Source organism: Limimaricola soesokkakensis (assembly GCF_900172345.1).
GTDB lineage: Bacteria > Pseudomonadota > Alphaproteobacteria > Rhodobacterales > Rhodobacteraceae > Limimaricola > Limimaricola soesokkakensis.
Genome location: NZ_FWFY01000015.1, coordinates 24,500 through 37,581 on the forward strand (window position 1 = coordinate 24,500; position 13,082 = coordinate 37,581).

The following is a 13,082-nucleotide window of genomic DNA, read 5'->3' on the forward strand; positions in this document are numbered from 1 at the left end:
ATGCGGAGCGGGGCGCATCGAGGCAAGCGGTCTCAGTTCTCCAGAACCTGCTTGTGGTAACGGCGCAGGAAGACGAGGCCTAGCAGGATCAGCATGGCGCTGAGGCCGTAACCGTAGCTGAGCGAGACATAGGAGGCCTCATAGGTCGGGTAGAAGCCCCGCCGCATCTCACCCACGGCGTGGAGGATCGGGTTCCACCACAGGATCTCCTGAGCGAATTCGGGCATGTCTTCGTAAAGGAAGAAGACGCCCGAGGCGAGGAACAGCGGCGCGGTAACGATGCTCCAAAGATTGCTCCAGATCGGCACCAAACCGTTGAGAAGGCAGTTCATCAAGCCGACCCCGAGCCCGATACAAGTGCTCATTAAGACTGCGTTGAGGATGTGTCCGATATCAAGCACGGCGCGCGTGTCGACGACGGACAGGATGCCTGTGAAGACAATGCAGCCTACGGTAACCTTGGTCAGCACCGCGAGGACCAGCCGCGCGAGGATCGTGTCGATCCAAGTGACACGAGGATAAGCCAAGAGCGATTTTGAGAAGCGCAACGCGTTCGAAACTTTGTTCTGGATCTCGCCATAGCCGCTAAAGGGCAGGAAGCCGGTCGCATAAAACAGGATGAAACTTGTGCCGAGAGAGGGCGCGCGGAGCACGGCGGAGAAGGCGATCGACATGATCGCAAGCGCCCCGATCGGCTGCAGGATCGCCCAAACATAGCCTCCCGGAGAGCGGCCATAGGTCGTGCCCATTTCGCGCAGCACCAGCGCAAAGATGGCTCGGATCGCCTGAAAGCGCGGTGGCCCGAAAGCGGGAAGTGAACTCATGACCTGTCCTCCGACCGGTTCTCAGGCGAGCGTGGTTTCAGTTCCTGTCCGCTATGGCAGCCGCTTCCTCAGCCCGGATCAGGGCCATGGCTCGCACGAAATCCGCCACGTAGTCCTGCATCACCGCGTAGCCCTCGGAAGGCAGCCGCATTTCGGCCAGCGGCGCGTCGCGCGCTGGCAGCGGGTCGAGAAACAAGGTCTCGCGTTCGAAGTATCGCGCGGCCACCGCCATGTTGCCTGCGGCGTAGAGATCGAGGATGCGCAGCCGGGTGTCGGGGTCCATCAGCAGGCTGCTCTGGCGACCATGCTGCTTTGCACGTGTCTTGTCGACTTGAGCGCAGGCCCGTTCGAAGAACTTGCGCTGCTGCGGCTGGATTTCGTCGAGCGGCAATACCCGCATGAACTCCGACATCGCGGGCGACATCGAGGTGTTGGTGTGCGGCGCCGGCGCCAAGGTCGCGCGCTCGGTGAGGCCGATCGTATCGCAGAAAGCAGCGACGGGGCCGTCGGGCATCTGTGCCTTGTCGAAGGCGTAGACCAGCACGTTGTCACGACCGAACAGCTCCTCGACATGCCGTAGATAGGCGTCGTAGTGAATCCAGAAGAACTCTTCGCGCCGCGCCAGAAACTCAGAGAAGGTCAGATGCGCGAGGCTCGGATTCCACTGCCACTTCACGTTCTGCAGGTACCAGCTTTCGAGCCAGAGATCTTGGCGGCGCAGCGCGAAGACGATCTTCACCTCGAAATGCTCGCGGAACCGTGCCAGCACCGACAGGTCGCGGCGCATGCAGATGTCCTCGTCGCTGAGCACCACGGAATGTAGGTCGTGCGCCTTGCCGTCGGCGCGTGCGGTAATGTCGGCGGCGACCTCGGCGACCTGCGCCTCGCCTGAAAAGAGCCGATTCATCAGGGCGACGTGGCGGCCGGCATTGTAGGGGTGGAAATAGCCCAAGCGCTGCAGCTTCACGAAATTCGTCTGCAGGAACTTCTGGACCGAGGTCGTGGCCGTGCGATGCGCCCCGATATGGATGTAGAGTGTTCTCATGGATGCCGACTGCCGCTGAAACCCTTTGGCCCCCTCCTTGCATGACAGGGCCTCGGGGTCCAGCGGGACGGTCTCGGCGCTACGCTCGTGGGCGGAACGCCGGGGCTCATCTTACACGATGACGAAGCTCTCGGCCGTGAGCTCGGTGCCGGCGAGATCCGAAAGCAGCAGCCGGTTGCCGTCGCCGAAGTTCAGCATCAGGTCGCCCTCGGGGGTCTCGCGAGCGAGATCCACCGCCGCCTCGGCGGTCAGGTCTGCCATCAGTGCGGCGTCGAGCTCGATCAGGTCCTCTCCCACGACGAAATCGCCCACGGTATCGGTGCCGTAGCCGAGACCCAGCACGAAGACATCGGCACCCGCGCCGCCGAACAACTCGTCGAAGGCTTCGCCGCCATCGAGGCGATCGTCGCCTTCGCCGCCCTCAAGACGGTCCAACCCGGCGCCGCCGAAGAGCTGGTCGTCGCCCGAACCGCCCTCGATAGTGTCGCCGGCCTCGCCGCCATCGAGCAGGTCGTTCCCGGCATCGCCCCTGAGCACGTCGCTCTGGTCGCCGCCATAGAGCGCGTCATGACCGCCGCCGCCGATCAGCGTGTCGCTGCCGGTGTCGCCTACGAGCACGTCCCGACCGCCCTGGCCCTTCAGCAGATCGTCATGCGGGCCGCCATTCAGTACATCCTGACCGCCGCCGCCGAACAGCCGGTCCTTGCCGGCCTCGCCCCAAAGCTCGTCCCCGCCGCGCTGGCCCTTTAGCAGGTCGTCATGCTCGCCGCCGTTCAGTACATCCTGGCCGCCACCGCCGAACAGCCGGTCCTTGCCCGCGTCGCCCCAAAGCTCGTCGTTGCCGTTCAGGCCTTTGAGCATGTCGTCGCGGCCGCCGCCCCAGATCGCGTTACCAGCGTCGTTGCCAATGATCTTGTCGATGCCGTCACCCGACACGAAATCCTCGATCAGCGTGTCCTCGGCGATCAGCATGTTGTTCTTGAAGCTCAGCACGCTCGAGATGCGACCGGGCCGCAGATCGACGGTCTGGTGCAGGCCGGTATGGCTGAAGTCGATCCGATCGTGGCCGCTGGCGTCCTCGATATAGAGAGTGATCGGCTGCAGGTCGTAGGCGTCCGATTTCTTATCGTTGGCCATGCCGCGGAACATATCGCCAAGATAGTTGTCGAGTTCGGAGCCGATGCCCCAGATGGTGTCGCCATCGGCATAGTGATCCTTGGGTGCGCCCCAGAGTTCGCGGATCGCCAGCAGGTCGGCCTCCATCGGCATCACGTTGGAGGCACGGCTGGCGTTAATGTTCGGGTTCTCGTCCTGGCCGAGATAGGACATCACCGAGAGCTGCCAGCTGTCATTCTTGAAGATGGCATCCTTGTAATCCGCATTGGCATTGTACGGGCCGGTATGGCCAAGGCCGAGCACGTGGCCGATTTCGTGCATGTATGTGCGGAAGGTGTAGCTATCGACGCCGCTGCCGTATTTCTCGACCCAGCCGGACGAGACGTTGATCGTGGCCTTGGTGATCGTACCGTCGCCATCGGCCTCAGTCTCGGCATGGGCGCCGCTGCGATGATCCACGAAGGTCAGACTGGCGCCGCGATTGACCAGCTTGAACTCGACATCGGCGACGGACTCCCAAGCGTTCATCGCCCATTTTGCGAGTTGCTTCCCCTCGGCATTCAGACCGCCGATGTCGGCCTTGATCGGGCCGCGGGCATCGGGATCGAAGAAGGTATAGGGGATCTTCGTGCTCTCATTGTAACCGCCAAGAAGGTAGTCGGCGATGTCTTGGGCTTTGGCGTTGCGAGGCAAGGGACGCTCCTGAAAGGATATGTGGCTCGGGCCCACATCTCCCCCGAGCGCGGCCCCGCAGGGTCATCGCACAATCAGGTGGCGAAATAACGGCAGTCTTGCTCGACAAGCGCGTATCGCAGCCTAACTGTGGCAGTCAGGCCGCGAACCCCCGGGGCGTGCGCGTACGAGGGTTTGTCCGTCCTCAGGCGATAATGAAGCTCTCGGCCGAGAGGGTTTCGCCACCAAGACCTTCGAACATCAGGCGCCCGTTTTCTCCGAAGTTCAGAACCAGCTTGTCCTCGGCATTGGTGCGGGCCATCTGCGCCGCGCCCTGCGCGGTAAGGCCGGCCATCAGGTCGGCATGCAACTCCACCCGGTCTTGGCCGATCGCGAAATCGGTGATCGTGTCGGTGCCATAGCCCGCGGCGAAGACGAAGATGTCCGCGCCGGCTCCGCCGGTCAGCGCATCGGGCGCCAGCCCGCCGTCGAGGCGATCCCGCCCGGCATCGCCGAAGAGCCGGTCCATGCCATCGCCGCCCCACAGGCTGTCATTGCCGCGCTGCCCCCGAAGCAGGTCACCGATGGCGCCGCCGGACAGGCTGTCGGCACCGCCGCCGCCCATCAGCCGGTCGCTTCCGGCATCGCCCTCGAGCTGGTCGCGGCCGGCCTGTCCAAACAACCGGTCGGCACCGTCGCCACCGATCAGCCGATCATGGCCAGCCTGGCCCTTGAGCAGGTCGCCCTGCCCACCGCCCCAGAGCCTGTCAGCGCCGCCGCCGCCGATCAGCCGGTCGGTCCCGGCCTCACCCCAGAGCTTGTCGCGGCCGACCTGTCCCTTGAGTATGTCGGCGTGATCGCCGCCCCGGATCCGATCGTTTCCAGCATTGCCCAGAAGCCTGTCCGCCCCGGCGTCGCCCCAGAGCCGGTCGCGTCCACCTTGGCCTTTGAGCAGGTCGTCATGGTCACCGCCGCGCAGCCTGTCGGCCCCGGCGCCGCCGAAGGCCTTGTCCTTGCCTGCCTCACCCCAGAGCCGGTCATCGCCGCCACGTCCCCTGAGCACGTCGTCCCGGCCACCGCCCCAGATCGCGTTGGCCACCCCGTTGCCGAAGATCTGGTCGATGCCGTTGCCCGACACGAAATCCTCGATCAGCGTGTCCTCGGAGAACATCATGTTGTTGTGCTGCTTGCCCAGCACGCTCGATACCGCGCCGGGGCGCAGATCGACGGTCTGGTGCAGGCCGGCATGGCTGAAGTCGATCCGGTCGTGGCCGCCGTGATCCTCGATGTAGAAGGTGATCGGCTGCAGGTCGTAGGCGTCCGATTTCTTATCGTTGCCCATGCCCCGGAACATGTCGCCCAAGTAATTGTCGAGTTCAGAGTCGATGCCCCAGATGGTGTCGCCATCGGCATAGTGATCCTTGGGCGCACCCCAGATCTCGCGGATCGCGAGCAGGTCGGCCTGCATCGGCATCACATTGGCGCCACGGCTGGCGTCTATGTTGGGGTTCTCGTCCTGGCCCAGATAGGACATCACCGAGAGCTGCCAGCTGTCATTCTCGAAGATGGCGTCGTGGTAATCGGCATGGCCGTTGTAGGGACCTGCATGGCCGAGGCCGAGCACGTGGCCGACCTCGTGCAGGTAGGTGCGGAAGCTGAAGCTGTCGATGCCCGCGCCGTGCTTCTCGACCCAGTCGGAGGAGACGTTGATCTTGGCCTTGGTGATGGTGCCGTTGGCCCTTGCCTCGGTCTCGGCATGGGCACCGTTGAGGTGATCCACGAAGGTCAGGTCTGCGCCGCGCTTTACCCGCTTGAATTCGACATCGGCGACGGATTCCCAAGCATTCATCGCCCATTTGGCAAGCTGCCTGCCATCGGCATTCAGCCCGCTGATATCGGCCCTGATCGGGCCGCGGGCGTCCGGATCGAAGAAAGTGTAGGGGATGTTCGTGCTATCGTTGTAACCGCCGATGAGATAGTCGGCTATGTCTTGGGGGGTCGCGTCGCGAGGCAAAAGGCTCTCCGTGAAGATTGGGATTTCCGGCCACGGCCAAGGGGCCGTCGGCAGCGGGCGACCTTCTTTCACGATGAGACGGCGAAATCATGACGAAACCGCAAGGATGGGCGCGTTCCCGCTCAAGGCGAGCCGCCGCCGGGTTAGCGCGCGCCGTGCGCTCCTGCATCTCTGTCTAAAGAAAGGGCAGCCCTAGCGACCCAAGAGGCCGCTCAGGAAAGCGCCGTAGCTGCTCTTGCCGAACAGAGCGACGCGTTCACGCAGTCCCTCCCGATCGATCCAGCCGCGGTTGTAGGCGATCTCGTCCGGGCTGCCCGTCTGCAGGCCCTGCCGGTCCTGCAACGTGCGCACGAAATTTCCCGCATCGAGCAGAGAACCATGCGTGCCGGTGTCGAGCCAGGCATAGCCGCGGCCCATCTTCTCGACCCTGAGCAGGTCCTCGGCGAGATAATCCTCGAGCAGGGTCGCGATCTCCAGCTCGCCGCGCGCCGATGGCCTGACATGGCGCGCCCGCTCAGGCGCTGACGCGTCGAGGAAATAGAGCCCGGTGACCGCGTAATTCGAGGGCGGCAACTCCGGCTTCTCGACGATCGCGCGGGCTCGTCCCTCAGAGGTGAAGTCCACCACGCCGTACCGCTCGGGGTCGGCAACGTGGTAGCCGAACACCGTGCCGCCCCGGGTCCTTGCATCGGCCTGCGCCAGGATCTCGGGCAAGCCGTGGCCGAAGAAGATGTTATCGCCTAGCACCATCGCCGACGGAGCGCCCGCGAGGAACTCCTCGGCGAGGATATAGGCCTGCGCCAACCCGTCCGGGCTCGGTTGCTCAATATAGGTGAGCGAAACGCCCCATTGGCGGCCATCGCCCAAGAGGCGCCGGAACTGATCTTGGTCCTGCGGCGTGGTGATCACCGCGATCTCGCGGATGCCAGCCAGCATCAGCACTGAGAGCGGGTAGTAGATCATCGGCTTGTCGTAGATCGGCAGGAGCTGCTTCGACACGCCCATGGTGATCGGGTAGAGCCGGGAGCCCGTACCTCCAGCGAGGATGATGCCCTTGCGGCGGATCGCTGTCATGGTGTGGCTTCCAGTTCGGTAAGGACGCGGTCGAGCCCGGCGCGCCAGTCGGGGCGGGTGAGGCCGAACACGGCCTCCGTGGTCCGGCAGTAGAGCCGCGAATTGAGCGGGCGCGTAGCGGGGGTCGGGTAGTCGGCGCTGGGGATCTCCTCGATCCCGCAGTCGAGCCCGGCCCGCGCCATGATCTCGCGCGCGAAGCCGGCCCAGCTAATGTCCGGCGCGCCCGAGAAATGGTGGATGCCGCTCTTGCCAGGATTGGCGGCGAGCGTCTTAGCGATGGTCACGCAGGCCTGCGCGATGGCCTCTGCCGGTGTCGGGCCGCCGATCTGGTCGGCGACCACGCGCAACGCGTCGCGCTCGGCGCCGAGCCGCAGCATTGTCTTCACGAAATTTGCGCCATGCGCCGAGAAAACCCATGAGGTGCGCAGCACCGCCCAACCGGCGGCGTTCGCGGCCTTTGCAACGCCCTCTTCGCCCGAAAGCTTGGTGCGGCCATAGGCGCCGAGCGGTGCCGCGACCGCATTGGTCGTGAAGGGAGCCTCGCCCGCGCCGCCGAAGACGTAGTCTGTCGAGATATGCACGAAGGGCAGCCCCGCCTCGGCCGCCAGCCGGGCGATGGCGGCGGGTGCGTCGGCGTTGAGCACCCGCGCCGCGTCCTCCTGCGCTTCGGCCGCGTCCACGGCGGTCCAGGCGGCGGCGTTGATCAGCGCCTCGGGGCGGAATGTCTCCAGCGCGCGGCGCACCGCATCTATGGCGGCTTCGGGCCGCGACAGGTCCGCCGCGTCGCGGCCCAGGCAGCGGATCTCGTGCCCCTCGCCCGACAGGCGGGCCAGCTCGGTCGCGACCTGTCCCGAGCGGCCGAGAACCAGCAGCCGCATCACGCCGCCCCCCGGCCGGTACCAAGACGCTCGCCCACGCCGTCGCGCGACTGTAGCGGCCGCCACCAAGCCTCGTTGTCGAGATACCACTGCACAGTGCGCCGGAGCCCTTCCTCGACCGTCACCGAGGGTCGCCAGCCCAGCTCATCGCGGATGCGGCTGGGATCGATCGCGTAGCGCGCGTCGTGGCCGGGCCGGTCGGCGACGAAGGTGATCTGGTCGGCATAGCTGCCTTCGGCCTTCGGGCGTATCTCGTCGAGGATGGCGCAAAGCGTGCGCACCAGCTCGAGGTTGGTCCGCTCGTTCTTGCCGCCGATGTTATAGCTTTGCCCGATCTTTCCCTTCTCCAGTACTGTAAGCAGCGCGTCGGCGTGATCCTCGACATAGAGCCAATCGCGGATGTTCTCGCCCTTGCCGTAGATCGGCAGCGGCTTGCCCGTGAGGGCATTGAGGATCACCACCGGCACCAACTTTTCGGGGAAGTGGTAGGGACCGTAATTGTTCGAGCAGTTGGTCAGCACCACCGGCAGGCCGTAGGTCTCATGCCAGGCGCGCACCAGGTGGTCCGAGGCGGCCTTGGAGGCCGAGTAGGGCGAGCGCGGGTCGTATGGAGTGTCCTCGGTGAACTTGATGTCGGGGTCAGCCGGCAGCGAGCCGAACACCTCGTCAGTTGAGATGTGGTGAAAGCGGAAAGCTTCGGGCCGGCCCGCCTGCACCCACCAAGCGCGCGCCGCCTCAAGCATGTTATAGGTGCCAGTGATATTGGTCTCGACGAAGTCGCCGGGCCCGTCGATCGAGCGGTCGACATGGCTCTCGGCCGCGAGATGCATCACCGCGTCAGGGGCATGGGTGGCAAATATCCGATCGAGCGCGGCGCGATCGCGGATATCGGCATGTTCGAAGGCGTAGAGCAGGCTGTCGGCCACCGGCGCCACGTTGTCGAGGCAGGCGGCATAGGTCAGCGCATCGAGATTGACGACGTGGTGCCCGCGCGCGACGGCGAGCCGCACCACGGCCGAGCCGATGAACCCCGCGCCGCCGGTGACGAGGATCTTCATCGCGCCACCTCCCAGGGCAGCGGCCCCTCATAGGTGAAGGGGCTGTCGATCTCCGAAAGCCATGGCGCGCCTGCGTCCCTGTCCGACACCACCGGCGTGGTGCCCTCCGGCAGCCCCCAGTCGATGCCGATCCTAGGGTCGTTCCAGCGGATCGCGCCCTCGGTTTCCGGCGCGTAGTAGTCCGAGCACTTATAGACGATTTCCGCTTGGGGCGTCAGCGTGACGAAGCCATGCGCGAAGCCCGACGGGATCAGCATCTGCCGGGCATTCTCGAAGCTCAACTCGGCCGCGACCCAGCGGCCATAGCTCGGGCTGCCGCGCCGGATGTCGACGGCAACGTCGAGAAACGCGCCGCGGCCACACCGGACCAGCTTGTCTTGGGTGTGCGGGGGTGCCTGGAAATGCAGCCCCCGGATCGTTCCAACCGCTTCTGAAAGCGAATGGTTGTCCTGCACGAACTCGATCCCGATCCCCGCCTCGGCCATTCGCAGGCGGTTGTAGCTCTCGGCAAAAAAACCGCGGTGATCCCCGTAGCGGCGCGGGGTGAATATCAGCACGCCGGGAAGTGCAGTAGATTCGATCTGCAAAAGTGCCTCGGGTCAAAGGGGTTTTGCGCGAAGCCTACCAGCAGGATAGGGCAGTTTCACGGCTCGTTTGTGGAGCTATCCTACCCTCCTGCGCTCTCAACCCTCAGCAAGGGAGAGCACAAACGGACCACTGCGCGCATTGACCTTCCGCAGCTGCCAAGTCGCAGCGGTAGCATCGTAGTGTAGCTCGACCGAAAGCTTCGAGATGCCCAGTGGCTCCAGATAGCCCGGCCCCTCGATCACACGGTAACTGGCCTGACAGGTGACGCGGCCTGCGTCGCCGCGCTCTTCCTTCTGGGTGTCTAGAAGGCCGATCCGACGGCCATCATAGATGCGCAGGTCATTGGGACAGCCATTCGCCTCCATGAGTTGGCCGAAGGCACTCACCGGGTCGTTCACCCGGCCGCTGACGGCACTTGCCGTGGTGAGGGACGTGCGCTCCTCCTGCGGTGCGAGCGAGACCTCGCGCAGCCGCCCGGCCTCGGTTGTCATGGTCAGGTCGCGCGACTTGCGGGTGGAGCGGGTGCGGCCCGAATGGTGGGCCAGAGCGCCGGAGGTGACGGTGCGGCCGGCATAGCTACCGTCGAACACGCCGAGCGGCGTGCTGTCGAGGAGCAGCGTCAGATCGCGGGTGCTGCCCGAGACCGCATGTGTGATCCGGCCGAGCCGGCTGCCGCCGAGCATGACCTCGAAAGCGTCCTGCCCCGCCGCGACGGGCAGGGGCGCAAGCAGGCCGAGCGCGAGGCCGGCAACGGAGCAAAGGGACAGGCGCATGAAGGAACCTCGGAAGGGCGGGCGCAGGGGAGGGGTCAGATCAGCCGGTCGCGCCGATTGCGGCAGAAGCCCAGAAAGGCGGCGGCGGCGTCGCGTGGGGACTCGGTCACCCAGTCACGCCATTCGCGCTCGACCGCAGCGATATCGATGCCAGGCAGGAGGGCACGGGCCTCGTCGCGGACCGCCTCGGAAAGCGGCGGCAGGGCCGGGTTCTCGATCTCGGGCGTCACCGTGCCGCGATTGCGGAACACCACCATGTCGCTCTCGTCGTCATAGGCGACGTGGTAGTCCGGCAGGTGGTCGCTCTGCGCCATCTCCTTCATCGTGTGGCGGAAGCGCTTGAGCTCGGAGCGGGCGCCGGTGCGCATCAGGAGCTTCTCCAGCCCGATCTGCCAGCGTGGCTGCGAGCCGCAGAGCTTGCGCGCGATCTCGTAGACGCGGCGTTCGATCGGCTTGCGCAGGCGGAAATAGTCGCGGTGCAGCGTCAGCACCGATTTGCGGCGGATCGAGTTGTAGACCCATTCGGAGAGCTGGATCTCGGCATGCATGATCCGGCCCGTCTCCTCGTCGCCCTTACGCACCACAGTGGCGCGCTCGACAAGGTGGAACCAGCCGCGCGCCTCCTCCTCGCTCAGGGGCAGGTCGCCGCCGCCCGAACGGGTGGTGATGTTGGTCTTGATCACTGTGCCCATCAGCCGGTCGAGCGCCTCGCAGAAGGCGTCGTAATCCTTGCCGCCGGTGCCGCGGTTCACGAAGATCAGCAGGTCGCGCGGGTTGAAACGCAGCACCCGGTCGACCTTCTCGCCGCGGTTCAGCTTGTTCATGATCTGGCTAACCGCGTAGATCAGGATGTCCTTGTCGTAGATCGTCGCCTGGCCTTTGGCCGAGGGGATGATCTCGACCCAGTTCGGCCCGTGCTCGTAGCGCCGGATCGACATGTCGGGCTTCTTCGACAGCGCGTAGAACGGGTGCTCCATCGAAGGCACGAGATCCTTCAGAACGGCTTCCGCTACGTCGCAGATGCTGTAGTCGATCTGCGGATGGCGCTCGGGCAGCAGATGATCGATGGAGGTGCCGAATTCCTGCGCAGTCTCTTGCATGCCGGTCTCCTCGATGAGGCGGACCGAAGAGGACGCGCCTGCTTTTCCTCCCGGATTCGTGGAATCGGGAACCCCGGGCGCAAAGAGACCCGTTCACATTCGGGGTATCGGGGACGTGCAAGGAATTCAACCCGTGATTTGACGCTTCCCTTCGGGGAAACAGGAACATGGTTTCCTTTGGCAAAAAGGCGCTTCCAAGCCCCATTACGAATCGATTCGGGGTATCCGGAACGTCGATTCACGGCTCTTCAGTCAAGTCAATGGATTCGGGGTATCGAGAACGATTATCCGCTTTACCGCTTCTCAGCCCTCCCAAAGGAGGGGCTTGGTGCAGCGTTTCGCAGTCGCGGGTGGGGGACCCATCTAAGGTGTTATATAGTGTTATATAGTGTTACGGGCCTGAAAATGCCTTATAACACTCTGGTTTTATTAGCTAATTCCAATGCTTCGGTTCCTAATGTCCGCGTTCTAGTTCCTGATGTCCGCGTTTCGGTTCCTAATGTCCGCAATCAGAGAATTAGTTTTACACAGGATATACACAGACTTATCCACAGGTGCTTGGGGCGGTTCCTAATCTCCGCAAAGCTGGTATCGGTTCCTGATGTCCGCGTTCCGGTTCCCGATGTCCGCGAAAAACGGTTCCTGATGTCCGCAAAGCGCCGGTTCCTGATCTCCGCGTTCGGGGTTCCCGATGTCCGCGTTCTGGGGTCAGGCCGCCTTCCGACGCTTCGGGCGGCGCAGCATCGATCCGGTGTAGAGCACCAGCGCCAGCCAGATCATCGGGAAGGCAACGCGCCGTGCCATGTCGAACTCTTCTCCGAAGACCAGTACCGCGGTGAGAAAGATCATCGTGGGCGCGATGTATTGCAGGATGCCGATAGTGGAGAGGCGCAGCAGCTTGGCACCGTTGGCATAGATCAGCAGCGGCACAGCCGTGACCGCGCCGCAGCCCAAGAGCAGCCAGACGTCGCGCCTCGTGCCGCCGATGAAATGTCCTTCGCCCTGCATTGCCAGCCAGCCCAGATAGGCCAAGGCTGGCGCCAGCAGGATCAGCACTTCGAGCAGGAAGCCCTGGTTCGGGCCAATAGGCAGCGCCTTCTTGAAGAAGGCATAGGCGCCCCAGCTCGCGGTGAGGCCGAGCGCCACCGCCGGGACCTGTCCCGAAGCGAATGTCAGGATCAGCACCGCCGCGGCCGCCAGGGCGATCGCTACCAGCTGCAGCCGGTTCAGCCGTTCCCCTAAGAGCACCGCGCCGAGGAACACGGAGAAGAGCGGGTTGATGTAATACCCCAACGCGGCATCGAGCGCGTGGCCCGCCGCGATCGACCAGACATAGATGCCCCAGTTCACCGAGATCAGCGCTGCGGTGATCATCGCCATGCCAAGCATGCGCGGGTTGCGCAGAGCGAGCTTCAGATCGGAGGTCCTGCGCGTGGCCCAGAGCACCAGCCCGGCGATGGGGATCGACCACAGCACCCGGTGAGCCACCACCTCGGCCGGCGGAATATGCGCCAGCGCCTTCATGTAGAGCGGCAGTACGCCCCACATCAGATAGGCCGTAGTGGCCAGCACGAAGCCGCGCGGGCTGTCCTCGTTCGCTTGCATGACGCATCCTCTCCTCGATGCGTCAGCAGTTGCGCGTTGCCGGGACGGGGGCAAGAGCGCAGGTCATGCTCGCTTTTTGAGCAGTGAAAGAGAGCCCCGTACGGCTTACCCTGGGTCGTGCAAAGTTTTTCGAAAAAACCACTTGCGGCCCTCCGCCCCTATCCGTAGAAGGCCCCTCACCGGCGGCGCAGAGATGCAGCGTCGGTGAGAAATTCCGAAGGGGACTGGGCGGCGCGCCGGAAGTTAGGGCGCGGTTGTTTGGTTTTCTTCTTGCTCTTTGACATCGCAGATATCTGAAGAGATATGCGGGCGGCTTGGTTCAGTTCGATGGATCA

The 13,082-nt window shown here is 64.4% G+C and carries 11 protein-coding genes; all 11 read right to left on the reverse strand.

What is annotated here, in order from left to right:
• Positions 1 to 32: 32 nt before the first annotated feature.
• Complete coding sequence (locus tag LOS8367_RS16995) at positions 33 to 824, reverse strand: ABC transporter permease (RefSeq protein ID WP_085897741.1); 792 nt, start codon at positions 822 to 824, stop codon at positions 33 to 35.
• Positions 825 to 861: 37 nt separating this feature from the next.
• On the reverse strand, positions 862 to 1,869 hold the full coding sequence (locus LOS8367_RS17000; protein ID WP_085897742.1) for a hypothetical protein: 1,008 nt from the start codon (positions 1,867 to 1,869) through the stop codon (positions 862 to 864).
• A gap of 111 nt (positions 1,870 to 1,980) precedes the next feature.
• Positions 1,981 to 3,678: a M10 family metallopeptidase C-terminal domain-containing protein gene (locus LOS8367_RS17005; RefSeq protein WP_085897743.1), complete on the reverse strand. Its 1,698-nt coding sequence runs from the start codon at positions 3,676 to 3,678 to the stop codon at positions 1,981 to 1,983.
• A gap of 184 nt (positions 3,679 to 3,862) precedes the next feature.
• Positions 3,863 to 5,671 carry a M10 family metallopeptidase gene (locus LOS8367_RS17010; protein ID WP_085897744.1) on the reverse strand — a complete coding sequence of 603 codons (1,809 nt, stop codon included), beginning with the start codon at positions 5,669 to 5,671 and terminating at the stop codon, positions 3,863 to 3,865.
• 192 nt (positions 5,672 to 5,863) lie between these two features.
• Positions 5,864 to 6,745 (reverse strand): glucose-1-phosphate thymidylyltransferase RfbA, encoded by an 882-nt coding sequence (gene rfbA / locus LOS8367_RS17015; RefSeq protein ID WP_085897745.1) that lies wholly within the window; start codon positions 6,743 to 6,745, stop codon positions 5,864 to 5,866.
• Positions 6,742 to 7,623: a dTDP-4-dehydrorhamnose reductase gene (gene rfbD / locus LOS8367_RS17020; protein WP_085897746.1), complete on the reverse strand. Its 882-nt coding sequence runs from the start codon at positions 7,621 to 7,623 to the stop codon at positions 6,742 to 6,744. The genes rfbA and rfbD overlap by 4 nt, the downstream gene beginning before the upstream one ends.
• Positions 7,623 to 8,681, reverse strand: a complete 1,059-nt coding sequence (gene rfbB, locus LOS8367_RS17025; protein ID WP_085897747.1) for a dTDP-glucose 4,6-dehydratase — start codon at positions 8,679 to 8,681, stop codon at positions 7,623 to 7,625. Before rfbB ends, rfbD begins: the two co-directional genes overlap by 1 nt.
• Complete coding sequence (gene rfbC / locus LOS8367_RS17030; protein ID WP_085897748.1) at positions 8,678 to 9,268, reverse strand: dTDP-4-dehydrorhamnose 3,5-epimerase; 591 nt, start codon at positions 9,266 to 9,268, stop codon at positions 8,678 to 8,680. Before rfbC ends, rfbB begins: the two co-directional genes overlap by 4 nt.
• A 96-nt stretch (positions 9,269 to 9,364) precedes the next feature.
• Positions 9,365 to 10,042, reverse strand: a complete 678-nt coding sequence (locus tag LOS8367_RS17035; RefSeq protein WP_085897749.1) for a hypothetical protein — start codon at positions 10,040 to 10,042, stop codon at positions 9,365 to 9,367.
• Between the two features lie 35 nt (positions 10,043 to 10,077).
• Positions 10,078 to 11,142, reverse strand: coding sequence for a replication initiator protein A (locus tag LOS8367_RS17040; RefSeq protein ID WP_085897750.1), 1,065 nt, complete (start codon positions 11,140 to 11,142; stop codon positions 10,078 to 10,080).
• A 708-nt stretch (positions 11,143 to 11,850) separates the two neighbouring features.
• On the reverse strand, positions 11,851 to 12,747 hold the full coding sequence (gene rarD / locus LOS8367_RS17045; protein ID WP_085897751.1) for an EamA family transporter RarD: 897 nt from the start codon (positions 12,745 to 12,747) through the stop codon (positions 11,851 to 11,853).
• Positions 12,748 to 13,082 lie beyond the last annotated feature (335 nt).

Bases quoted from the DNA above. Each gene is read 5' to 3' on its own strand.
- LOS8367_RS16995 (WP_085897741.1), bottom strand. From the start codon at position 824: ATGAGTTCACTTCCCGCTTTCGGGCCACCGCGCTTTCAGGCGATCCGA.
- LOS8367_RS17000 (WP_085897742.1), bottom strand. From the start codon at position 1,869: ATGAGAACACTCTACATCCATATCGGGGCGCATCGCACGGCCACGACC.
- rfbA (WP_085897745.1), bottom strand. From the start codon at position 6,745: ATGACAGCGATCCGCCGCAAGGGCATCATCCTCGCTGGAGGTACGGGC.
- rfbD (WP_085897746.1), bottom strand. From the start codon at position 7,623: ATGCGGCTGCTGGTTCTCGGCCGCTCGGGACAGGTCGCGACCGAGCTG.
- rfbB (WP_085897747.1), bottom strand. From the start codon at position 8,681: ATGAAGATCCTCGTCACCGGCGGCGCGGGGTTCATCGGCTCGGCCGTG.
- LOS8367_RS17035 (WP_085897749.1), bottom strand. From the start codon at position 10,042: ATGCGCCTGTCCCTTTGCTCCGTTGCCGGCCTCGCGCTCGGCCTGCTT.
- LOS8367_RS17040 (WP_085897750.1), bottom strand. From the start codon at position 11,142: ATGCAAGAGACTGCGCAGGAATTCGGCACCTCCATCGATCATCTGCTG.
- rarD (WP_085897751.1), bottom strand. From the start codon at position 12,747: ATGCAAGCGAACGAGGACAGCCCGCGCGGCTTCGTGCTGGCCACTACG.